15 protein-coding genes are annotated in these 23,852 nt (G+C 38.4%); 7 read left to right on the top strand and 8 right to left on the bottom strand.

Annotation, left to right across the window (positions count from 1 at the left end; all coding sequences use genetic code 11):
• Window positions 1–3 precede the first annotated feature (3 nt).
• Together B2906_RS05405 and B2906_RS05400 are read right to left on the bottom strand one after the other, a co-directional pair.
• Window positions 4–2,595, bottom strand: a complete 2,592-nt coding sequence (locus B2906_RS05405; protein ID WP_286935844.1) for a PAS domain S-box protein — start codon at window positions 2,593–2,595, stop codon at window positions 4–6.
• Window positions 2,596–2,771: 176 nt separating this feature from the next.
• Window positions 2,772–3,881: an alanine racemase gene (locus tag B2906_RS05400; RefSeq protein WP_286935843.1), complete on the bottom strand. Its 1,110-nt coding sequence runs from the start codon at window positions 3,879–3,881 to the stop codon at window positions 2,772–2,774.
• A 371-nt stretch (window positions 3,882–4,252) separates the two neighbouring features.
• Here B2906_RS05400 and alaS point away from each other — a divergent pair, with 371 nt between their 5' ends.
• From alaS to B2906_RS05385, 3 genes are read left to right on the top strand one after another with little or no spacing between them, the layout of a single operon-like run.
• Window positions 4,253–6,877, top strand: coding sequence for an alanine--tRNA ligase (gene alaS / locus B2906_RS05395; protein WP_286935842.1), 2,625 nt, complete (start codon window positions 4,253–4,255; stop codon window positions 6,875–6,877).
• Window positions 6,878–6,894: 17 nt separating this feature from the next.
• Window positions 6,895–8,355, top strand: a complete 1,461-nt coding sequence (gene gatB / locus B2906_RS05390; RefSeq protein WP_286935841.1) for an Asp-tRNA(Asn)/Glu-tRNA(Gln) amidotransferase subunit GatB — start codon at window positions 6,895–6,897, stop codon at window positions 8,353–8,355.
• 1 nt (window position 8,356) lies between these two features.
• A complete protein-coding gene (locus tag B2906_RS05385) occupies window positions 8,357–9,469 on the top strand; it encodes a TlpA disulfide reductase family protein (protein WP_286935840.1) in 1,113 nt (370 codons plus the stop codon).
• A 424-nt stretch (window positions 9,470–9,893) separates the two neighbouring features.
• Here the strand turns inward: B2906_RS05385 and proC are convergent, their stop codons facing one another.
• Window positions 9,894–10,697 (bottom strand): pyrroline-5-carboxylate reductase, encoded by an 804-nt coding sequence (gene proC, locus B2906_RS05380; protein WP_286935839.1) that lies wholly within the window; start codon window positions 10,695–10,697, stop codon window positions 9,894–9,896.
• 260 nt (window positions 10,698–10,957) lie between these two features.
• Between proC and B2906_RS05375 the strand changes: the two genes are divergently transcribed.
• From B2906_RS05375 to rfbB, 3 genes are read left to right on the top strand one after another with little or no spacing between them, the layout of a single operon-like run.
• The gene (locus B2906_RS05375) at window positions 10,958–12,124 is read left to right on the top strand and encodes a glycosyltransferase family 4 protein (RefSeq protein WP_286935838.1); all 1,167 of its coding nucleotides are present in this window, start codon (window positions 10,958–10,960) and stop codon (window positions 12,122–12,124) included.
• 38 nt (window positions 12,125–12,162) lie between these two features.
• Window positions 12,163–13,227 (top strand): NAD-dependent epimerase, encoded by a 1,065-nt coding sequence (locus B2906_RS05370; protein WP_286935837.1) that lies wholly within the window; start codon window positions 12,163–12,165, stop codon window positions 13,225–13,227.
• On the top strand, window positions 13,220–14,269 hold the full coding sequence (gene rfbB, locus B2906_RS05365; RefSeq protein ID WP_286935836.1) for a dTDP-glucose 4,6-dehydratase: 1,050 nt from the start codon (window positions 13,220–13,222) through the stop codon (window positions 14,267–14,269). The genes B2906_RS05370 and rfbB overlap by 8 nt, the downstream gene beginning before the upstream one ends.
• Here rfbB and B2906_RS05360 read toward each other — a convergent pair.
• The 3 genes from B2906_RS05360 to B2906_RS05350 all read right to left on the bottom strand — a co-directional run bounded on the left by B2906_RS05360 (window position 14,263) and on the right by B2906_RS05350 (window position 19,989).
• Window positions 14,263–15,558, bottom strand: coding sequence for an APC family permease (locus B2906_RS05360; RefSeq protein WP_286935835.1), 1,296 nt, complete (start codon window positions 15,556–15,558; stop codon window positions 14,263–14,265). The two genes, rfbB and B2906_RS05360, sit on opposite strands and share 7 nt — an antisense overlap.
• A gap of 12 nt (window positions 15,559–15,570) precedes the next feature.
• Window positions 15,571–16,737 (bottom strand): galactokinase, encoded by a 1,167-nt coding sequence (gene galK, locus B2906_RS05355; RefSeq protein WP_286935834.1) that lies wholly within the window; start codon window positions 16,735–16,737, stop codon window positions 15,571–15,573.
• Between the two features lie 123 nt (window positions 16,738–16,860).
• Window positions 16,861–19,989 carry a VPS10 domain-containing protein gene (locus B2906_RS05350; protein ID WP_286935833.1) on the bottom strand — a complete coding sequence of 1,043 codons (3,129 nt, stop codon included), beginning with the start codon at window positions 19,987–19,989 and terminating at the stop codon, window positions 16,861–16,863.
• A 272-nt stretch (window positions 19,990–20,261) separates the two neighbouring features.
• Here B2906_RS05350 and B2906_RS05345 point away from each other — a divergent pair, with 272 nt between their 5' ends.
• Entirely contained in the window at window positions 20,262–22,106 is a 1,845-nt protein-coding gene (locus tag B2906_RS05345; protein WP_286935832.1) for a M1 family metallopeptidase, read from the top strand.
• Window positions 22,107–22,172: 66 nt separating this feature from the next.
• Here B2906_RS05345 and B2906_RS05340 read toward each other — a convergent pair whose 3' ends face one another.
• Complete coding sequence (locus B2906_RS05340; RefSeq protein ID WP_091650478.1) at window positions 22,173–22,349, bottom strand: histone H1; 177 nt, start codon at window positions 22,347–22,349, stop codon at window positions 22,173–22,175.
• A 102-nt stretch (window positions 22,350–22,451) separates the two neighbouring features.
• Window positions 22,452–23,702 carry an aminotransferase class I/II-fold pyridoxal phosphate-dependent enzyme gene (locus B2906_RS05335; RefSeq protein ID WP_286935831.1) on the bottom strand — a complete coding sequence of 417 codons (1,251 nt, stop codon included), beginning with the start codon at window positions 23,700–23,702 and terminating at the stop codon, window positions 22,452–22,454.
• Window positions 23,703–23,852: the final 150 nt, after the last annotated feature.

The following is a 23,852-nucleotide window of genomic DNA, read 5'->3' as shown; positions in this document are numbered from 1 at the left end:
GATTTAATTTTTGGTTAAAAAAACTTTAAAAATTGTTCCTACTCTTACTTTACTCTCTACTTCAATTTTTCCACCCATAGCTTCGATTTGGTTTTTGGTTATATAAAGTCCTACGCCCCTCGAATCATCATGTTTATGAAAAGTCTTGTACATTCCAAATAATGAGTTTGAATATCTTTCCAAATCTATACCCAGTCCATTGTCTTCAAACTGAATTTCTATGGTATCAGGGTGGATAATTGTTTTAACTTTTACGAAACTATTCTTGTCAGGATCTTGGTATTTTATGCCGTTGGTAAGAAAATTCAGCACTATACTATCCAAATATGCAGGAATTGCCATTACTTTCAAAGCGGGATCTACTTCATTAATCAGCTTCACGTCTGATTTTTGACTTGTCATTTGTAAGCTTTGAAGGGTTTTTTCAACCACATCATACAAAATAATTGCTTTTTTGGGATAGGAGGATTGGAGATTAACATTGACTATTTGTGTTAAATGCTCAATAGTCTCTTTAAGGTTGTCGGATGCTTGTTTGAGCAATTTGACCAATTCATTTTGAAAATATTCCGGACTTTCTATTTCTAAGAACTCCAAAAGTTGAACCATTCCACCACTGTGGGAACGAAGATTATGGGATACGATATGGGCAAAATTCTTTAAACGCTCGTTTTGATCTTCACTGGTCTGTAATAATTTTTCTATTTGAGCTTGGGCATGTTTCAAATCGGTAATATCGATAATCTGAGAAATGAAATAAAGTAATTTATCCTCTGTATCTCTTACAGCTGATACGGAAAGCAGTGCATGGATTTCTTCTCCGTTTTTATGAAAATATCTTTTTTCAATCTGATATGTTTGTCGCTCTCCTCTTATGGTTTCATACAATAATTCTAAATCAGCATTGAGATCTTCGGGATGGGTGATATCCTGAAAAGTAAGCTTCAAAAGTTCTTCACGACTGTATCCTATCATTTCACATAGTCTGTCGTTGACGTTTTTCCAATGTCCTTCGATAGACACAATAGCCATCCCAATCCCCGCATTCTCAAAATTTCTTTGAAAAGCAGACATGGAAATTTTCAGTTGCTCAGCTGTTTCTTTGACCTTAGTGATATCCTGGGTGTACATCAATGCACCACCAATATTCCCCTGTTTATTATACCAAGGTTTACACTCCCATTTAATCCATTGAATTTCCCCATTTTCATAAACTAACTTTTCTTCGTCTTTTTTTCGGGAATTGCCTTTTAAGCTATCCTCAAAAATTTCCTGCCAGTTTTGAGTCGACTTTGGGAAAGTATTAAAAAAGGAATTTCCGATGATTTTTTTACCATTTAATCCATAGTCTCGAATCCATTTAGAAGAAGCGGAGAGGTAGTTCATTTCTTTGTTAAACATCGCAATAGATGTCGGTGCCTGCTGAATAAAAATGGCTTGATGCTCAATTTCATTTTTGGTTTCAGTTATATCCTGATGAGTTCCGAACATCATCAAAGGCTTGCCATCCTCAGTCCATGAAAACACCTTTCCTCTATCATACACCCAAACCCAATGCCCGTTTTTATGCTTCATTCTGGCCTCACATTCATAAAAATCTGTTTTTTTCTCAAAACAGTCTTGAAGTTTTTTAGAGGAAACTTCTAAATCTTCAGGATGAGCCAATTTAGTCCATGTCTCTATGGAAATTGGGGCTAATTCGGCAAGTGTGTATCCTGTTATTTCAGCCCATCTTTCATTAAATACCGTCTCGCCAGTTTGAACATTCCATTCCCAGGTTCCGAGATTGGTACCCTCAATAGCGTTTTTAAACTTTGCCTGCTCAGCTTGGAGTTTAAGTCTATTGATTTTACGTTGGTGGATGTCTTGAAAAGTCCCGTATAACCTAATGCATTTTCCATCTGCAAATTCTGGAAGTCCAATGGCCCGGACCCACTTTTCCTCTTTATTGTATGTTAAAAGGATGAGTTCTACATCATAAGGTTCTCCCTTTTCAAGAGCATTTTTTACAACTCGTTGGATTAATTCTTTACTATGCCCATCTTTATAAAAATCTATCGCAGTTTTCAGGTCAGGTTGAAAATCATCAGGTACTTCATGTATCAATCTGGTTACTCGGCTCCAATAGGGCTTTTGGGTTTCTAAATCAATGTTCCAGTATCCGATTTTTGAAGCTAAGTTGCATTGAAAAGTCAAGTCCTCCTGCTCAATTTTCGCAGTTTGGTCTTTAATGAAAAATAACAAATCCGGAGAGTCTGCGTTTAATCTCTGTCCAATAAGTTGGAGATGAAGACGTTTGCCATTTGCATGTTTGGCTCGGAGTATAAAATTTATTTTCCCTCCTCTTTCAGAAGAAATTTTTCCTACTGCATCCAAAAATGCCGTGAGATCTGAAGGCTGAACGAGATTAAAAAAACCGGGATAATTCTTTCCAATAGGAAAGCCTAAAAGATTTTTAAGCGATATATTGCTTTTTTCCTCCCAATTCGAATTTTGTGTGAGTTGTAATATCCCATCGCATAATTCAGTTTCAATCAGGTTGAGGATGTTTTTTGAAGAGGAAAATTCTTCAAAGAGAGGTGAAATGCTGCTCATTAATACATTTTTATTTTTAGCCTTTATTATTAGGCTATCATGTAGAGAATTAAGGAATTAGGAAGGAGGAAGTTGACCCAACAGTCTTCATTCACAATTCAATCAAAATGATAACTAATAATCGTAAAATTGGTTTTGATTGATTTTTTAGGTCATTTGATCATCAAATAACTGCATTAACAGTCTCCCTCAGCATGATCTATTGTCTGACCATCCAAGCTCAAATAAGAAGCCATAGCGTCTGCTGTCATACAGGAATGAACAGGAAGAATTCCTATCACATCTCCAATTTTCACCTTTTGAAGAAAGCTTTCTGAAGCCTTGATAATACCATGCTCCTGAGAAATACTTTTCAAATAAGACCTTTCGCTTGATTCAGAAATTTTCCAACCAGATTCTTCCAAATGTACCACTTCGCCGAAGTTATTTGTGCCATCAGGCTCTTTCAACACATCTTTGGCCAAATGTACCCCTCCACCATGAACAAGCACTTCTTTTCTCTCTTTATTAATATCAACTACTGGAACTGCTAGAGCAACAGCTATCTCTTCTTTTGAACAACCTCCGAGATTGGCCTGCATTAGGTCAAAAAAGACAAAATTTCCAGGTCCCATTTCATCGATATCTCCGAAATCTTCCATCACTGCACAACCGGGAGTGTCTCCTGTTCGAGTAACTAGTTGGGGATATTCAGATCGATACTTGGCCTTCAGCATGCCTAATGCATTTCTGGTTTCCTCATATAGTTCTGGAATGTCTGGCTTATAATAGGAATGGCCTGCGTGGATGTAAAAACCTTTGAAATATAGCTTATCGGACTTCTTAGCTGTTCTCAAGATTTCTTCTATCAGGCCAAAATCTGAAACTTTGACGCCTGTTCTGCCATATCCGGCATCTATTTCTATGAAGAAACCTACTTTTTCAAACAATTGGTCTACTAATTTTTGAGTAGTGATTGGGTTTACCAATTGAACAGAAAGGCTTTGATTTTTGGCTAATTCATTCAGCTTTTTTATCTCCAATGGATTAAAAGGAAAAGCTATATGGATATTTTCCCATCCTTGACCACATAAATAAGCAGCCATCTTGATTGAGGAAGCTGTTATTTCCTTGATTCCAAAATCCTTTGCCCAAGTCCCAATAACTCTAGATTGAGCAGTCTTCCAATGTGGAGCAAGTTTCATTTCATGCCGAGCAGCTTTATCTGCCATTCGTTTGATATTTGCCCGGCATTTTTTCTCATCGATCAACAGAGTAGGGGAAGTGATTTTTGATAGGTAGGTCATTGTGGTTTGATAGCATTAAAATTTACCTGAAAGTAAAAAAGATTTTTGAGCTTAGAAATGAATAATTCATGAATTACCGCTATCCGATAAGCTTTGAAGATTAAAATTAGAGATTGATTGAAATACTGATTTTGACTATTTCTTTCTTGATTTTGTACTTCGGAAGGATTGAACAAAACTAGTATCCTGTTTATTTCATTTTTCTGAGTTTGATTTTGGAATTTTAGCCTCCTATTTTGAAACAATTGTAGAATTTGTCCGCACCCTTAGCGATAGCCCGCCAATTGTACTAATTTTGTGTCCCAAAATAAAAGGCCGATTTTAGCGGACTTGTATCCAATATTCAACACCTTAAGCGCAGTCTAAACTTCATGGAAGCAAAAAAAATCCGAAGTACATTCATTGAGTTTTTCCAGTCTAAACAGCATCAGTTTGTTCCTTCTTCTCCAATAGTTGTTAAAAATGATCCTACCCTGATGTTTACAAACGCAGGGATGAATCAATTTAAAGATGCTTTTTTAGGGAATGAGCAAGCTAAATACGCCCGAGTAGCCAATTCACAAAAATGTCTTCGTGTAAGTGGAAAGCACAACGATTTGGAAGAAGTCGGAGTGGACACTTACCACCACACCATGTTTGAAATGCTGGGCAATTGGTCCTTTGGAGATTATTTCAAAAAAGAAGCTATTGAATGGGCTTGGGAATTACTGACTGAGGTGTATCAATTACCAAAAGACAGATTATATGTTTCTGTTTTTGAAGGTGACCAGGATGACAATTTACAAATGGATCAAGAGGCCTATGATTTCTGGAAAAAAATTGTTCCAGAAGATAGAATCATCATGGGCACCAAAAAGGATAATTTTTGGGAAATGGGAGATACAGGTCCTTGTGGTCCTTGTTCAGAAATCCACATTGATTTGCGCTCTGAGGAAGAAAGAAAGCAAGTTGCCGGTAAGGATCTGGTAAATAATGATCACCCTCAAGTCATTGAAATATGGAACTTGGTGTTTATGCAGTACAACAGACTTTCTGATGGAAGTCTAAAGGAATTGCCTGCCAAGCATGTTGATACTGGAATGGGCTTCGAGCGACTTGTAAGAGCAATACAGCATAAGTCGTCCAATTATGACACGGATTTGTTTATGCCTTTCATTTCTTTTTTGGAAGGTAAATCTGGGAAAAAGTATGGGCAAGATGAGCAAACTGATATTGCATTTAGGGTTATCGTCGACCATATCAGAGCAATTTCTTTTACCATAGCAGATGGACAATTGCCATCCAATAATAAGGCTGGCTATGTGATCAGAAGAATTCTCAGAAGAGCTGTGAGGTATGGATATACTTTCTTGGATTTCCAGGAGCCATTTTTATATGAATTGAGCCCATTGATCTCAACCAACTTTGGGGAGATTTTTCCAGAGGTAAAGCAACAGCAGGAGTTTATTGCAAAAGTGATTCAGGAAGAGGAAACATCTTTTCTGAGAACCTTGGATAAAGGCTTAAAGATGCTGGATCAAATCAAGGCGGACTTGAGAGCTCAAAATGAAACCGTGATTTCAGGAAAAACTGCCTTTGAATTATATGATACCTATGGTTTTCCACTGGACTTAACTTCTTTAATTGCAAGAGAAGGGGGTTTTTCACTGGATGAAAAAGGCTTTGCCTTTGAGATGGAAAAACAAAAAAATCGATCTAGAGCAGCTTCAGAGTCCGAAACCGGAGATTGGGTTTCAGTGCATGATGATGAAGGTGTGGACTTTATAGGTTATGATTTTACTGAGGCTTATTCCCACATCATCAAATACAGGGTAGTAAAGGATAAAAAAGGAGATAAGTATCAGTTGGTGCTGGACAAAACTCCATTTTATGCAGAAAGTGGCGGTCAGGTAGGGGATACCGGTTATTTGATATCTGAATCGGAAAAAATAAGAGTAGTAGACACCAAAAAGGAAAATGATCTGATTGTTCATTTCGTTGAAAAACTGCCGACGGACCCAAGTTTGAGGTTTTCAGCTGAGGTGGATAAGGGCAAGCGGTCCTTAACTATGAATAATCATACTGCTACTCATTTGTTGCAATCTGCTCTTAAACAGGTGCTAGGAGATCATGTGCAGCAAAGAGGTTCCTTAGTGAATGATCAAATCCTGAGATTTGATTTCTCCCACTTTGCTAAGATGACTGAAGAAGAAATCTCTCAGGTTGAAGACATTGTTAATTCCAAGATTCGAGAAAATATCCCGCTTTTGGAAAAAAGAAATGTCCCTATTGAAGAAGCTAAGCAAATGGGCGCAACTGCTTTGTTTGGTGAAAAATATGGGGATTATGTGAGAGTAATCACCTTTGATCCAAACTTCTCAGTCGAACTTTGTGGTGGTACTCATGTTCCTTCCACAGCACAAATTGGGCTATTCAAGATTCTTTCAGAGGGATCTGTAGCTTCAGGGGTTCGAAGGATCGAGGCTATTACTTCTTTGGAAGCAGAGAAATATCTGAAAGCTCATGAAAATCTTGTGAAAGAACTTCAGGACCTGTTAAAAAATCCTAAAGACTTGAAAAAAGCAGTGGAATCTTTGTTGCAGGAAAAAGCTGAATTGAAGAGCGAGCTGGATAAATTATATCAAGAGAAAGCCTCAGGAATTAAAGCAGATCTTTTGAAGCAATTTGTAGAAAAGGATGGAGCAAAAATTCTTTTGGCCCAAATTAGCCTTCCGAATGCAGACTCCTTGAAGAAATTGGCTTATGAATTGAAAAATGAAGTAGCTGATGCATTTGTAATTCTTGCAGCAGAAATCGAAGGAAAACCGCAAATAGCAGTTATTTTGGACGAAAATTTGATATCATCTAAAAACTTGAATGCAGGTCAAATTGTCCGTGAATTAGCCAAGGAGATTCAGGGTGGAGGAGGAGGTCAACCTTTCTTTGCTACAGCAGGTGGCAAAAAATTGGAAGGCCTTCCAGACGTGATTAGCAAGGCAAAGCAAATGTTTTTATAAGCGCTGAATAAGTAAATATGATTAGCGAAGATTTAAGAAATAAATATCAGTTGGTAATTGGGCTGGAGGTTCATGCCCAATTGCAGACTGTGAGTAAAATATTTTCAGCCGATTCTACTGAATACGGTAATCTTCCTAATACTCAAATATCTGTAATTACCCTAGGGCATCCAGGCACATTACCAAAGATCAATAAAAAGGTGGTGGAGTATGCAGTGAAAATGGGGTTAGCCTGTAATTCTGAAATCACGCGATTTAATATTTTCTCCCGAAAAAATTATTTCTATCCAGACTTGCCTAAGGGCTATCAAATTACCCAAGATAAAGGGCCTATTTGCGTGGGTGGAACAGTACCTATTCAGCTTTCAGACGGAACCAAAAGAGATATCCGACTCAATCGGGTACATATGGAAGAGGACGCCGGTAAATCAATTCACTTGGCAGGTGAAACAGATACTTTGGTGGATTTTAACCGAGCTGGAACTCCATTAATTGAAATCGTTTCTGAACCGGATATGCATAGCCCGGAAGAGGCTTATGCTTTTTTGACAGAGATTAAAAAGCTCGTTGAATATTTAGAAATATGTGATGGAAACATGGAAGAGGGATCTCTTCGATGCGATGCCAACGTATCTGTCATGCTCAAGGGCGCCAAAGAACTTGGGAAAAAAGTCGAAGTGAAGAACATGAATTCTTTCAGAAATGTCTTTCGGGCTATTGAGCACGAGCATGAAAGAATAATCGGGCTGTTGGAAGAAGGCAAGGAAATTGTCTCTGAAACAAGAACTTTTGATGCCAATTCGGGTACAACTGCCAGCATGCGTACCAAGGAAGATTTAAATGATTACAGGTATTTTCCTGAGCCTGACTTGAGTCCGGTGGTGATTTCTGAAGAATGGTTGAGCTCCATTCAAGAACAGATGCCAGAGCTTCCTCGTGAACTGCAAGCCAGGTTTGTCAAAGACTATGGGCTTCCGGATTATGATGCAAGTTTCTTAACAGAATCAAGATCCATTGCCTTATGGTTTGATAATCTTTGTAAAATCACTTCCAATTATAAAGCGGCATCCAACTGGATGATGGGACCGATTAAGTCCTATTTGAATGAAAGCGGAGTCTCAATTTCAGATTTTCCGATTCCGGCTACCAAGTTGGGAGAATTGATTGAGATGATTGATGAGGGGCATGTTAGCTTCACAGCTGCTCAGCAAAAGATTTATCCTGAAATGCTTAATCAATCTGAAGAAAGTCCTCTTCAAATTGCTCAGCGGTTAAATTTGATCCAGGAAAGCGATGAAGATTCTTTGTTGCCTATAGTCGAAAGTGTGATCAGTGAAAATGCTTCTAAGGTAAAGGAGTATAAATCAGGTAAAAAGGGATTGATGGGGATGTTTATGGGACAGGTAATGAAAAAGTCTCAAGGAAAAGCAGATCCAAAAGTCGCCACTAAATTATTGACAAAAATTCTAGACAATTAATATGAAAAAAATACTCAGCTTAAGTTTTCTGGCTGTTTTCACAATATTGGTTTCCTGTGGAAGCAGACAGTCTAATACGGATGGAAAAGTCCTTGTTTCGGGGAAAGTTGAAAATGCTCCGGCAGGAGTGGTGGTTCTTTCTCAGTTTACGGAATCAAGACCAAAGGTTTTAGATACCTTGGAGGTTAATTCAAAAGGGGAATTTGAATATGAGGTAGCTGTTGATTCTCCTACCTTTTATGAATTGAATCTTTATGGTCAACGCTCAGTAAGGCTAGCTCTTTTGGATGAAAACGTGCAGGTTTACTATGATTTCTCCAAACCAGAGGAAATTAAAATCGAGGGTTCTCAAGACTCTCAGGAGATGCTCAAACTGGAAAAGCTGATGAATGATTATCAAGCTGAAGTGAATAAGCTAAACGAAGCTTATTATGAAGCCATGAGTAGTAATAACTCAGATGCTATCCGAAGTATCCAAGAGCAGGCAATGGAATTGGAAGCTCAGCAATCTGAAAAAGTAAAAGCGACTATAGAAAGTATGGGAGATAGCTTTGCCTCTCTTGCAGCTGTGGGATTACTTAATCCGAAAAATGATTTTCAATTTTTAGACAATCTTGTGTCTGATCTTAATGAAAATTATCCTAATACCAAATCAATACTTCAGCTGAAGCAACAGCTGGATGAAATGAGAAAGTTATCTGTAGGGCAGCCTGCTCCTGAAATTGAATTGCCTAATCCTCAAGGAGAAATGGTAAAGCTTTCTGATATGAAAGGAAAGTATGTACTGATTGATTTTTGGGCTGCTTGGTGTAAGCCTTGTCGTCAGGAAAATCCTAACCTTGTAAGAATGTACAATCTTTATAAAGATAAAGGTTTTGAAGTATTTGGAGTCTCTTTAGACAGAACCAAAGAAGACTGGTTGAAAGCCATTGAAGACGATGGTCTGACCTGGACTCATGTTTCAGATCTTCAGTATTTTAATTCCAAAGCTGCAGAGACCTATCAAATCAATGCCATTCCAGCCACTTACATGTTGGATCCTGATGGTAAAATCATTGCCAAAGATTTACGCGGACCTAGTCTTGAAAATAAGCTTGCAGAGATTTTTGATTAATATTTCTGACCAAAAATGAAGAACCCTGTCACCAAAAATGACAGGGTTTTTTTATGAAAAAAACCTTCGTTATAGCGAAGGTTTTCAGAGCAGAAATTCTATTTCATAAAAGGAAGGAGGAAAAAGTACCAAACAGTCCTTCCTTTAAAAATTGGTTCTTTTAAAAAGGAATAGCAAAAGTTGTTTATCACCCGAGACAAATCTAATAAAAATATTCAAAAGAAAAACACATCAAAAATTCTTTCTTTTTCAATAAATATAAATATTCATAGAAATGATTGTTTTTTAATACAAGAAGTATGGCTGATGCCCTCCAAACGGCATTTTTATTTTTTTGGTTATTTTTTGATTAATTTCTGTTTGACAAAAATTGACATAAAAAAAACCGAAGATTTTCTTCGGTTTCTTTTTAAAGCGTGATTTTTTAGTGTTTTTCAATCTTTTCGTAGCTGGCAATTACCCCCCTGACCATTGCTGAACTGAAGCCTTGATGTTCCATTTCATTCAGTCCTACGATAGTGCATCCTTTGGGAGTGGTCACTTTATCTATTGCTGCTTCAGGATGCATGTTCTTCTGTATCATCAGTTCGGCAGCACCCTTCACAGTTTGATTGACAATTTTACTGGCAGTTACAGAATCAAATCCAATTTGAATACCTCCTTGAATCATAGCTCTCATAAAGCGTAAAACATAAGCAATTCCACATGCACCCAAGACTGTTGCTGCTTCCATTAAATTTTCATCGATGGTTTGAGTAAATCCAATCGAATTAAAGAGCTTTTCAATCAATTCAATTTGTTCTGGATTTGCATTTTTTTGACAAATACAGGTTATCGATTCTTGAATATCTGCTGCAATATTGGGCATAGCACGGAAACATACTGTCTGAGAGTCCAGCGTTTTATACATTTCCTCAAGGCTTATTCCAGTTGCCAAGGAAATAATGATTTGTTTTCTGGGGTTCAGAACCTCATTGATTTCATTTAATATAGGAGTGACATTGTAGGGTTTCACCCCTAAAATCACCAAATCAGCCTCCTGAGCAGCAGTAATATTGTCAGAGCTGATAGTGACTCCCAATCGGGAATAGGAAGATAGACTACCGATTGACCTCTTCGTCAAAGTTAGATTCTTTGCAACGAAGCCTTGGGTTTCCAATAAGCCATTGGCGATAGAAGTTCCTAAATTCCCACAGCCTATGATTGCTATTTTTTTATCCGTGATCATGAATTTTTCAATTTTTAGCAAATAATCTTCATTAAAGGTAATTAAATGCGCTATTTATTAATAGATACTTAAGAGAAAGCTGAAAATGATATCAATTACTTTTTTTACAAGCTTGGTAAAAGTTAATTAAGCTTTAAGATTGAATCCACTGCTTTAATGGTAGAATATTCCATTAACATGACTATTTTTGGCCTTGCAATTGCACAAAAGCGGGTAGGTTTGTTTCAAAACCTGCCTTTGCGTTTTTATAATAGCTACTGATGCCGAAATTAATTCGTATTACAACAGTTCCTCTTTCTTTAAATCTTTTGCTTTCAGGGCAAATGAAATATATGAAAGACAAGGGTTGGGAGGTAATTGCGGTCAGTTCTGATGGTAAAGAAATTCCACAAGTCGAAAAAAGAGAAGGGGTTAAGCACATAACCATCCCTTTTACAAGAAAAATCACCCCATTTCAGGATTTAAAATGCGTTTGGAAATTGTACCAACTTTTCCGAACTGAGAAACCTGATATAGTTCACACACATACACCCAAGGCAGGTTTGCTTGGAATGATAGCAGCAAATTTAGCGGGTGTCAAAATTCGGATTCATACTTTAGCGGGCATTCCTGCCATGGCTGCCGAGGGTCAAAAAAAAGGACTTTTAGAAAGTGCTGAAAAATGGACCTATTCAAATGCTACTGAGGTATGGCCTAATTCTCATGGCCTAAAAAATTTCGTTATTGAAAAGGAGCTCTGCTCTGAGCGTAAATTAAAAGTAATTGGAAGTGGCTCCTCTAATGGAGTGGATTTAGCTAAATACAATCGGTCTGCGCTAAAGGAAAATCACTTAGTTGCCGCAACGATGAGAATCTTACCAGGAGAAGATGATTTCTTAATCTTAGCTGTAGGAAGGCTTGTCAAAGACAAAGGTATTGAGGAGTTGGTTCGGGCTTTTTTGGCTTCAAAGATAGTGTCCAGTTCAAAATTGGTTTTGTTAGGCAGTTTTGAACAAGATTTAAATCCACTCTCCCCGGAAATAATTCAGACCATCCAAGATCATCCAAGGATAGTTCAAATAGACTGGTCTGATCATGTAGCTCATTACATGGCTTTGGCAGATGTCTTGGTTCATGCCTCCCATAGAGAAGGCTTTCCCAATGTTTTGTTGGAAGCAGGAGCGATGCAGCTGCCTGTGATTTGCTCTGATATAATTGGTAATTCAGATATCATTAGCCAGCAAAAAAATGGGCTAATTTTTCCTGTAAAAAATGAAGAGGTTTTAAGAGAAGCACTGGAATTTGCATTCGTAAAAAGAGATAAAATGCAATTACTGGCCGCAAACCTTTTTAAAGAAATCAGTGAAAAATATGAGAGAACGAAGCTTCATCAAGAAATATTTTCTAATTATCAACGCTTGATTGAAGAGGTTGAGAAAAGTGAATAGTATATATTTGAATTAATAATGAATAGTTATTTTTCCCTATGAAGTATTTGGTCACCGGTACAGCCGGTTTTATTGGATTCCATGTTGCAAAAAAACTGATTGAAAAGGGAGAACAGGTAGTAGGCTTGGATTCGATCAACGACTACTATGATATCAATCTAAAATACGCTCGTTTGGAGCATATGGGCATTGAAAAGGAAAAGCTTAACTATGGAAAAGTACTTCAGTCTAATAAGTATCCAGAATATTCATTTATACAGCTTGATTTAACGGAGAAAGAGAAGTTGTCTGAACTTTTTAAAGCTGAAAAATTTGATGTTGTAATCCATCTTGCGGCACAGGCAGGTGTAAGGTATTCTTTAAGTAATCCAGAAGTTTATATTCAAAGTAATATTATTGCATTCCTAAATGTTTTGGAATGTTGTCGCTATTATCCAGTCAAACACTTGGTTTATGCATCTTCCAGTTCAGTGTATGGTGCAAATGAAAAATTACCTTTTTCAACCTCTGATTCGGTGGATCATCCTATCTCTTTGTATGCAGCCTCAAAGAAATCCAACGAATTGATGGCTCATACATACAGTCACTTATTTGGCATACCTACTACTGGCTTACGCTTCTTCACCGTTTACGGTCCATGGGGTAGACCAGATATGGCTTTATTTCTTTTTACCGAGGCAATTTTGAAAGGGGAGCCCATCAAAGTCTTTAATCACGGAGAGATGAAAAGGGACTTCACCTATATTGATGATATAGTGGAAGGTATTCTTAAAGTAGCTGATAGACCTGCAAGACCCAACCCTGATTTTGACCCTCAAAACCCAGATCCAGGAAGTGGGAGGGCCCCGTATAAAGTGTATAATATTGGTAATTCCTCCCCTGTATTGTTGATGGATTATATCAAGGCAATCGAGAAGGGACTAGGCAAAAAGGCGAAAATGGAACTTCTACCTTTACAGCCTGGTGATGTTCCTGCTTCACACGCAGAAGTTTCTGACTTGATCAGAGATACCGGATATAAACCTGATACAAGAATTGAAGATGGAGTTCAGGCATTTACTGATTGGTACCTAGATTATTATAAAAAAACTATAAATGAGTAAATCAATTTTAATTACTGGCGGAGCTGGATTTATTGGTTCCCATGTGGTACAACTTTTTGTAGAGAAATATCCTTCTTATAAGATTGTGAATTTGGATGCCCTTACCTATGCCGGCAATCTTGAAAATCTAAAGGCTGTAGAAAATGCTTCCAATTATTACTTTGAGAAGGTTGATATTCAGGATGCTTTGGAATTGGAAAAAGTATTTGAAAAACACGCCATTACCGATGTAATCCACCTTGCAGCAGAATCTCATGTAGATAGGTCAATATCTGATCCTTTGGCATTTGTGAAAACCAATGTTTTTGGAACAGTTAATCTATTGAATGCTGCTAAAAAAGCCTGGGAAGGCGAATTGGATCAGCACTTATTTTACCATGTTTCCACAGATGAAGTTTATGGATCACTGCATGATGGAGGGTATTTTGTAGAAACCACACCTTACGATCCTCAATCTCCTTATTCGGCTTCCAAAGCAGCTTCTGATCATTTTGTGAGGGCCTATGCAAATACCTACAAAATGAAAACGGTTGTTTCAAATTGTTCTAACAATTATGGACCAAATCATTTTCCTGAGAAGTTGATCCCACTTTGCATCAACAATATCAAGAATATGAAACCGCTTCCAGTTTATGGAAAAGGGGAAAATGTCAGAGATTGGCTGTTTGTGAAGGATCATGCTCGAGCAATTGACACAGTATTTCACCAAGGAAAAGCAGGGGAAACGTACAATATCGGTGGATTCAACGAGTGGAAAAATATTGATATCGTTCGTCTGCTTTGCAAGAAAATGGATGAAAAGCTAGGTAGGGAAGAAGGTACTTCTGAGAAGCTGATCACATTTGTGAAAGATAGAGCTGGTCATGATTTGAGGTATGCCATTGACTCATCCAAAATCAAAAACGAGCTAGGTTGGGAGCCAAGTTTGCAGTTTGATGAGGGAATAGATATCACCATTGATTGGTACTTGGCCAATGAGGAATGGCTAGACCATGTGACCTCGGGAGCTTACCAAGATTACTACCAACAACATTATCATTGATCTACAACCGGCCTAGTGCCGGTTTTTTTATCGACTTTAAACAGAATTAAACCTGCTAGAATTAGGATCAACCCGGCAAGACTTTCTTTTGGTTTCTCCCAAAAAATATATCCTGAAACAAACAAACTAAAGACAATATAGCAATACTGAAGAACGGGTTTGAAAGGAGAGCGAAAACCCTTGGATTTAGAAACCTTCAAAGAAGAGTAAACTGTGATGGTTCCCATAATTTGTAGAATAAATCCAGCGTAGATCATTACCTGCTCAAAAGAACCGCTTAAGAAAAGGATTAGACTGAAAAGTGTATTGATTAAAATAGCTCTAACGGGAATTCCCTTTGAGTTTGTTTTGGATAAAGGCTTCCAGATTTTAAAATCTTTGGCCATGGCATACGTAACTCTTGGTCCAACCCAAGCATATCCAGATATGGTGGCTATTAATTGAATCCCTATTAAGATGCTTACCCAAATGGCTCCAGGTTCACCAAAGATATTTTTAAAAGAAATCTCAGCCACTTCAACTTGACCCAGCAATTGCTCTTGGTTAGCATGTTTGAGAAAAACCAATTGCATTAAAACATATAGAACTAATACCAAGCTTGTTGCAGCCAATAGTGCTTTGGGAAGGTTCTTCCTTGGGTTATCTATTTCTTCTACAATGTAAGCAGCTGAATTCCAGCCTGTGTAGGCATAAAATACATAAACCAGAGAAACTGCAAATCCTGGCAGAACCACTTCATTTTTCCAAGTTCCTGAGAAATCCAAAGCAGATGTGGAAATTTGATTTGAAAGACTTAAACCTATTCCAATTAATCCCAGAATAAATAGAATCTTGATTAGGGTGAAGAGATTTTGAAACTGTGAAGAGCGCTTGATAGAGAAAATATGTGTAAGCGGAATAAAAAGTAAAAATGCCAATCCTGGATAGATTCCTGCTCGAATGATAGGGTTTAAATAGTTATTCATTGCCATGGCAGCTATAGCGATAGGAGCAGAAAATCCTACAGTTAAAGAAACCCAAGCATATAAATAGCCGATGGAAGGATGCAGGGTTTCCGATAAAAAAATATAGTCACCTCCACTTTTCTTAAAATGAGTTCCCAACTCAGCATATATCAAAGCGCCGATTAAGGCCATGATACCTCCAATTACCCACAAAAGAATGATTGACCAGGTATTTTGAACCTGAAGGAGTTGAAAGCCAAGACTTGTAAATACCCCAGTTCCGATCATATTGGCCATCACCAGGCCCGCGGCGGTTTTCCAGGAAATTTTAGCTGTATCTGGCATTTTTCATTTTAATTATAGGATCACTTCTGAGCTTCCTTCTCCAATATTGACCTGATAGAATTCAGGTTCGATGCCAAATTGTTTGAAATATGCTTCTGTAAGCTCAATTTGAAAAGATTGGGCAGATTTCCGCTCAATGAGATTGATGGTACATCCTCCAAATCCACCTCCCATCATCCTAGATCCTAAAAGACCTTCAAAGCCTTTTGAAAAATTTACCATAAAATCCAATTCTTCACAGCTCACTTCATATAGATGTTGCAATCCTTGGTGTGATTCGTAAAGCAATTTTCCCAGCTCATGAAAATCTTTATTTTTCAGTGCTTTACTCGCAAGCTGAACTCTGTTTATTTCTCCCAGTACAAAGCTGACTCTTTTAACTTGTGTCTCAATGACCAATGAAGAATAGGTATCGAGATCTTCAATCGTCAAATTTCTAAAGCTTTTTTCAACTCCTTTAGCATCGGATAAAACTTGGAGGGCGGTTTCACATTCCCTTCTTCGGGTATTATATTCTGAATCACCCAAGCTGTGTTTCACTAATGTATTGGCGAGAATCAAGGTGTACTCTCCAAGTTCACAGGGGAAATATTCATATTCCAATGTGTCGCAATCCAGCCTGATCACCTGGTTTTCTTTGGAAAACACTGAGGCAAATTGATCCATAATACCGCAATTCACTCCCACAAAATTATTTTCGGCTGCTTGAGAAATTAGCGCAATCTCTTTTCTAGAAAGATTTAATTCAAAATACTCATTGATTGCAAATGCAGTGGCACATTCCAAAGCAGCAGATGAGGATAGTCCCGATCCGAAGGGAATGTTTCCGTCTATTGTAGCGTCAAATGCAGGGATTTTTTTTCCGACTTTTATCAATTCATCTATAACTCCAATTACATATTTTGCCCAGCCTGATGGGATGGAATTGTAAGTAGACCGGGTAAAAGAAACCTCCTCTTGTTGGTTTAATGAGAAAATCCGAAAGGTGTCAGTTTCATTTTTTGAAATACAAAAGGTGACTTCTTTGTCAATCCCTGCTGGCATTACCCAGCCGTTATTGTAATCTATATGCTCTCCAATTAAATTGATTCTTCCGGGAGAACGAAAAATTCTAGGCTTCTTTTGGTATCTATTTTGGAATTCTTGAATGGCTTTTTGACTAAAATTCGAAGAGAACATGAAGGAATGTTGGCTAATAGGTTTAAGAATCTGAATATAAATATTGTGCTGAAATTTGTGCCTCTTAGAATAAAGAAAGGCTGACTAAAAATAGCCAGCCTTTCATTTTTTCTAGGTTTGAATTTATTTTTCTTTCACACCTTCAAAAAGGTTTACAGGAGTGTTTTTCACTTTCTCTTCGAAAGCTTTCCACTCTCCACTCATAAACTCTTCCAGTACTTTAAAGGCCTCTTCTGCGGACTCTTTTGCATGTTGGTAGAGTCTTTCTTCAGTTTCTCCCGGCGCTCCGTAGGATGAGCCTACATACCTTCTAGGTGCAAACTGCATAGTCATAGTAGTAGGGTAGAGGTTTCTCACGATTCCCTGACCTTCTCGGGTTGGTCCATTAAAGGCTTCTTTAACTGTTTCCAGTTTTTTCTTGATTTCCTTGGCTGCTTTTGCCAATTCTTTTGCCTCTTCTGAATCCAGGTCCTTGGTCATGTCTTCTACCTTCTTTATAGCTTTTTCCGCTTCACTCATTTGATTGGTTGCTGTGCTCATTTCTGTTTGCAAAGCTTCCAACTTCTTAGTGAAGTCTTCTCTGGCTTTTAGGTTTGCTAGCTGAATCTCGATTCTTGGATCTGCATACACATTAATAGAAGTTTCAGCTTTTTCCTCACCATATACAAACTCTACTTTGTAAGTTCCAGGAAGTGCATCTCCACCGCTAGGTTCGTAGAATCCATTTCTTCGTCCACGGTTTCCGCCGGCATTTTCTGCTGTAGATTTTCTGTCTAGACCCCAGTTAACTCTATTTACCCCTTTTTGAGGTGCAGTTTTCAAGGTTCTGATTTGTTCTCCTGCTTGATTATAAATATTCACAGTGACTGTATCCAGTTTTTCTTTGTCATCATTGATGATAAAGCTTAGTCTTCCTCCTGTTTCTCTATTTTCTCCAGCATATTTTCCATCAGCCGGGAATCGCTCACCATGTGGCTGTTGAATTTCTACTTGATAAGCATCAGGAGCTGGAACAGCCGTTATTTTTGCTGCCGGAGCTTTTCCTCCATTGGCTGCAAAAATTCTTAAAGGTCTAATATCATCCAAGACCCACATGGATCTTCCGAAGGTGCCTATTACCAAGTCAGCCTCTCTTTCCTGAATAGTCATATCGTATGTCGAGACAGCTTTCGGATAGCCATGTTCCCATTTGTTCCAGGTTTTTGCCTTATCGAACGAAACGTACAATCCATACTCAGTTCCTAGGAAAACTAGATTAGGCTGCTCTACATCTTGCTTAATGGATAAGGCATATCCCCAAACCTTGGAATCATCTGCTATTCTGGTAAATGTTTTTCCAAAGTCTTTGCTATGGTAGGCATAAGCTGAAAAGTCATTGTTTCTATAATTATTAGCAATGACCCACACTTCTCCTGCTTCGTAGGTAGAAGCTTGAACTTGAGGAATCCAGCTTGCTTTTGGAAGTCCCGTTAACTTAGAAGCCACATTGTTCCAGGTTTTTCCACCATCTTGGGTTACTTGCAAGTTGCCGTCATCCGTACCCACCCAAATAACATTAGGATCAACTGGACTCGGAGCTATAGCAATAATCGTAGTATGATTTTCTGCTCCTGTGATATCAAAGGTCAAACCTCCTGTTTGTTGTTGTCTTTGCTTTGTTGAATCATTGGTTGTCAAATCCGGAGAAATAATTTCCCAAGTTTCCCCGCTATCAGTTGACTTATGCAAAAACTGCGAACCGTAATACACGGTATTATCATCATGCGGATCTTGAGCAATTGCAGCATTCCAGTTGAATCTCAAGAACACGTCTTTATCTGGATGTGTAGGCTTGATGAATCGGTTGTGACCTGTCAATTTATCAAAGCGGGTCACATTCCCACCCTGAGACATGGTATACCCATATCTTGAATCTGCTGGATGGGGAACAACGTCAAATCCATCACCAAATGATACTTCTTGCCAATACGTATTTCTAATTCCATCTCTTCTCCAGATATAGGCTGGGCCTACCCAGGAGCCATTGTCTTGCATGCCTCCATAGATATTATATGGAAGCTCATTATCCACATTGACATGATAGAATTGACCTACAGGTAACTTTTCTGCGAAATACCAAGTTTTACCTCCGTCACGAGAAATATTCAAGCCACCGTCATTTCCATCAATAAGAAGTTTTGGATCATTTGGGTTGATATACCACGCGTGATGGTCCGGGTGAACTCCTGCATATTGTAAGATTTGCTTGAAAGATTTACCACCATCTTCACTCATTCCAACCCTGGAATACAAAGTGTAAATCCTGTTTTCATTCTTAGGATCTGCATGGATTTCAAAATAATAGAAAGGTCTATCTCCAATATCATCACCACTGTTGATCATGCTAAAATTGGAACCTCCATCTTCAGATACATAAAGTGCATTTTTCTTTGACTCAACCAAAGCATAAACCTTATTACTATTTGCAGCAGAAATAGCTAGTCCCATACGTCCTAAGTCTCCTTTTGGTAATCCGTTTTTATCACCCAGCTTTGTCCAATTGTCTCCTCCATCATAAGTTACATACAAGCCACTAGATGCTCCTCCAGATTCAAAAAACCATGGATATCTTCTGTGTTGCCACATGTTGACAAAGATCTTGTTTGGGTTATTTGGATCCATGATCATTTCACCCACACCAGTTTTTGTATCTACATACAAGATTTTTTTCCAGGTTTTTCCTCCATCGGTAGTTCTGTAGACACCTCTTTCTTCTTGTTCTCCCCATGGAGAGCCTATTGCTCCTACGTAAACTGTATTAGGGTCTTCAGGGTGAACGATGATTCTGTGGATAGCTCTCGTTTTTTCCAAGCCCATCATTTCCCAGGTCTTACCTGCATCAAGGGAGCGGTATACTCCATAACCTAGGTTTAGAGAGTTTCTTGGATTTCCTTCCCCTGTACCTACCCAGATTACGGAAGGATTTTTTTGGTAAATGGAAATAGCTCCGATAGAATGAACTTTTTGGTCATCAAAAATAGGCTCCCAATGGATGCCTCCTGAAGTGGATTTCCAAAGTCCACCAGATGCAGAACCAGCATAAATAATGGTGGGATCATCGTCTACTGCATCAATAGCAGTAATTCGACCACTCATACCTGCCGGTCCCACATTTCTTGTTTTCATGGATTTAAATAAATCCATATTGACCTGTTGGGCCTGAAGGTTGAATCCCATCATGGCCACTAAAATCAAAATGTAGAGTTTTTTCATGTGTTTTAAATTTGTTTTCTCACTATTCACATGGAATCGTTCATTTAGATATAAATACCCAAAAGTATTTAAGTCCGTCAGCTCGATTTCGCAAGGGTGTTGGATTGGTAATTTTTTCTGAAACTAAAGGAAATGATTCAAACCTTTTTCGAAAATTATTTCAATGGAGTAGATAGCTATTTGAGCATCAAACTTACTCTTCTAAGTAAAATTTGATAGTTGGTTTGCCCAGCCTATTCATTTTGATTTTCTTTAGAAAAAAAATTAAATCTATGCTCACTAAGTACATGAAGCCTTTAGCAGGGCTTTTTCTTTGCTTGATATCGGGTATTGGTGTTTTTGCACAAACAGGTAGATTCCAGCAAGCGGTGGATTACCAAATGGAAGTATCCATGGATGTGAAAACCAATCGATATACCGGTACTCAAGTTCTCACATACACCAACAATTCACCGGATACCCTCAATAGGGTTTTTTATCATTTGTATTATAATGCATTCCAGCCAGGAAGCATGATGGATGTAAGGTCTCGTACCATTGCTGATCCGGATAGAAGAGTAGGAGACAGAATCTCTTTACTGACTCCGGAAGAAATCGGCTATCTGCATGTAAAATCCTTGACTAAAGACGGAAAGGCTGTAAAATTCAATGAAGAAGAAACAATCTTGGTTGTGGATTTGGATCAGCCGATTTTGCCTAATTCTAAGGCAACCTTTGAAATGGCATTTGAAGGTCAAGTACCTGTACAAATCAGGAGATCGGGAAGGGACTCAGAAGAGGGTGTTCGCTACTCCATGTCCCAATGGTATCCTAAGATGGCCAATTATGATGAACAAGGTTGGCATGCAAATCCTTACATAGGTCGTGAGTTTTATGGAATCTGGGGTGATTTTGATGTTAAAATTACCATTGATAAAACCTACACTATTGGGGGAACAGGTTACCTGCAGAATCCAAATGAAATTGGCCATGGTTATGAAGATGCCGGAGTGAAAGTTCCTCAGCCAAAAGGGAATACTTTGACTTGGCATTTTAAAGCTCCGATGGTTCACGATTTTATGTGGGGAGCTGATCCGAAGTACCAGCACGATAAGGTTCAAATGGACAATGGAATAACAGTTCACCATTTCTTTATTCCAGGAGAGAATACGTCTGAGAACTGGGAAAAATTGAAAGAATATACTCCTAAGGCTATAGAATATATGTCCAAGAATTTTGGGCAATATCCTTATAAGCAATTTTCAGTGGTACAAGGAGGAGATGGTGGAATGGAATATGCCATGTCTACTTTAATTACCGGAGAAAGAAGCTTAGGCAGCTTGGTAGGCGTGATGGTTCACGAATTGGCTCATAGCTGGTATCATGGAGTTCTGGCAAGCAATGAATCTTTGTATCCTTGGATGGACGAAGGGTTCACGAGTTATGCCACCAATCTGACTATGGGTGAAATTTTTAGAGAAGGAGTAGGGAATGTTCATGCAGGAAGTTATCGTGGCTACATCAGTTTAGCGAAATCAGGCTTGGAAGAGCCCATGTCTACGCATTCAGACCATTATCATACCAATAGGGCATACGGTTCTGCGGCTTATTCGAAAGGTGCAGTATTTATGGAGCAATTAGGTTATGTAATTGGTAAAGAAGTAAGAGATCGAGGTTTGTTGAGATATTTCAATACTTGGAAATTCAAGCATCCCAATGCCAATGATTTGATCAGAATTATGGAGAAGGAAAGCGGTATCGAATTGGATTGGTATAAGGAATATTTTGTTTACACGACAAAGACCATCGACTATGCTGTAGGTCCTGTAGAAGCCAGAGGAGATCAAACTGCAGTTACTTTCCAAAGAATTGGTTTAATGCCAATGCCTCTTGATATAGTGGTTACATATAAGGATGGTGCTCAGGAGCAAATTTATATGCCTTTGGTGATCATGAGAGGTGAAAAAGCTAATGAAGAAGGCATGCCAACCAGAGTGTATACAGAAGATTGGCCTTGGGTCAATTTAGAAAAGACTATCGTATTGGATAGAAAATTGGAGGATATTCAATCCATTGAGATTGATCCAAGTAAAAGAATGGCTGATGTAATGCCTGAAAACAATAAAGTGGAGTTTTAAGGCTCCACTTTATTATAATCCAGTTAAAAAAAGGTGGCTTTTGGGCCACCTTTTATTTTTTACGGATCAACCGGCGTTTTTCTTGTCTTGAACTTCCTTACGGATGTCCTGTGCCAAGTTTTTCAAATCTTGCATCCCTTTTCTTACTCGGGTTCCGGCTGCTTGATTACCTTTCTCGTAGAATTTTTCGAAATCGCCTTCAAGGCCCATTACAAGATCTTTAACTTCACTAAATCTGCTCATAGTAAAAGTGTGTTTTTTAGGTTGATGATAAGTTTATTTGAATCCAATATAGCCCAAATACTTGCTATTTCAATCCTGAGGGCATTTTTTTTGAATTTTTTTTTATTCTCCGAAGGAAACTGCTATCTCAGAATTTCTGTATTGACCGCTAGTAAGCTTGTCCTTTACAGCTGCAAAGGCCTGAACAGTCTCTTTTACATCATCCAAAGTGTGAACAGCAGTAGGGATTAAACGCAAGATAATCATGCCTTTAGGTACTACTGGATAAATCACTACTGAACAGAAGATGTTATAATTTTCTCTCAGGTCATAAGAAAGAGCTGCAGCTTCTCCTACTGTTCCGTTCAAGACCACTGGGGTAACTGGAGAATTTGATTTTCCTGTGCTAAAACCGTTTTCATGTAGCCCACTTCTCAATGCATTGACTACTTTCCAAAGATTTGCCTTCAATTCTGGTTGGGTTTTAAGAAGCTCCAAACGCTTCAAAGCACCTTCTACCAAAAGCATAGGCAAAGACTTTGCAAAGATTTGAGATCTCATATTGAACCTCAAATAGTGAATTACTTTTTCTTCTCCTGCAATGAAAGCACCAATAGATGCCATAGATTTTGCGAATGTGGAGAAATAAAGGTCTACCTCTTCGATGACTCCCTGCTCTTCATGAGTTCCGGCACCGGTTTGTCCCATAGTTCCGAAACCATGAGCATCGTCAACCAATAAACGGAATTCAAATTTCTTTTTGAGTTCGCAGATTTCTTTGAGTTTTCCCTGATCACCTGTCATACCGAATACACCTTCCGTAATCACAAGGATACCTCCACCTGTTTCAGCGGCAAGTTTGGTCGCTCTTTCCAACTGCTTTTCGCAGTTTTCAATATCATTATGAGGGAAAACATATCTTTTTCCCATGTGCATTCTCAATGCATCAATAATACAAGCGTGACATTCCGAGTCGTATACGACAACATCTTTTCTGTCCAATAGAGCATCAATTACAGACATGATGCCTTGATAGCCATAATTCAGTAAGTAGGCTTTCTCTTTGCCTACGAATTCAGCCAATTCATCCTCTAATTTTTCATGCAGTGAGGTTTGGCCTGACATCATTCTAGCTCCCATTGGGTATGCTGCACCCCATTTGGCTGCTGCATCAGCATCAGTTTTCCTTACTTCAAGATGATTGGCCAGACCCAAATAATTATTCAGAGACCAAGTCAATACTTCTCTTCCCTGAAATTTCATACGGGGAGCAATCTCGCCCTCTAATTTAGGGAACATGTAATAGCCATCTGAAAACTGAGAGTGTTTGCCCAGCGGGCCCAGATTGGTGTGTAGTTTTGCAAATAGATCCAAAGCTTATTGAATTTAAGTGATAAAGATTTTGCAATGATTTATTCATTCAAAATCCGCCAAAGATAAAACTTAAATGCCTACCAAGCAAAAATCCCTTGTCATACTGCTGCTTTCTTAACATTCCTCAAAATAATTTCCTTAATTCGCTTT

The organism is Algoriphagus sp. UBA3586 (assembly GCF_002376385.1).
Classification (GTDB): Bacteria; Bacteroidota; Bacteroidia; order Cytophagales; family Cyclobacteriaceae; genus Algoriphagus; species Algoriphagus ornithinivorans.
This window is presented reverse-complemented; position numbering and strand designations above follow the sequence as displayed.

Coding starts and splice junctions, on each gene's coding strand:
- galK (WP_286935834.1), bottom strand. CDS start 16,737: ATGTTCTCTTCGAATTTTAGTCAAAAAGCCATTCAAGAATTCCAAAAT.
- B2906_RS05375 (WP_286935838.1), top strand. CDS start 10,958: ATGCCGAAATTAATTCGTATTACAACAGTTCCTCTTTCTTTAAATCTT.
- B2906_RS05350 (WP_286935833.1), bottom strand. CDS start 19,989: ATGAAAAAACTCTACATTTTGATTTTAGTGGCCATGATGGGATTCAAC.
- B2906_RS05400 (WP_286935843.1), bottom strand. CDS start 3,881: ATGACCTACCTATCAAAAATCACTTCCCCTACTCTGTTGATCGATGAG.
- B2906_RS05345 (WP_286935832.1), top strand. CDS start 20,262: ATGCTCACTAAGTACATGAAGCCTTTAGCAGGGCTTTTTCTTTGCTTG.
- rfbB (WP_286935836.1), top strand. CDS start 13,220: ATGAGTAAATCAATTTTAATTACTGGCGGAGCTGGATTTATTGGTTCC.
- alaS (WP_286935842.1), top strand. CDS start 4,253: ATGGAAGCAAAAAAAATCCGAAGTACATTCATTGAGTTTTTCCAGTCT.
- B2906_RS05370 (WP_286935837.1), top strand. CDS start 12,163: ATGAAGTATTTGGTCACCGGTACAGCCGGTTTTATTGGATTCCATGTT.
- gatB (WP_286935841.1), top strand. CDS start 6,895: ATGATTAGCGAAGATTTAAGAAATAAATATCAGTTGGTAATTGGGCTG.
- proC (WP_286935839.1), bottom strand. CDS start 10,697: ATGATCACGGATAAAAAAATAGCAATCATAGGCTGTGGGAATTTAGGA.
- B2906_RS05360 (WP_286935835.1), bottom strand. CDS start 15,558: ATGCCAGATACAGCTAAAATTTCCTGGAAAACCGCCGCGGGCCTGGTG.
- B2906_RS05405 (WP_286935844.1), bottom strand. CDS start 2,595: ATGAGCAGCATTTCACCTCTCTTTGAAGAATTTTCCTCTTCAAAAAAC.
- B2906_RS05340 (WP_091650478.1), bottom strand. CDS start 22,349: ATGAGCAGATTTAGTGAAGTTAAAGATCTTGTAATGGGCCTTGAAGGC.
- B2906_RS05385 (WP_286935840.1), top strand. CDS start 8,357: ATGAAAAAAATACTCAGCTTAAGTTTTCTGGCTGTTTTCACAATATTG.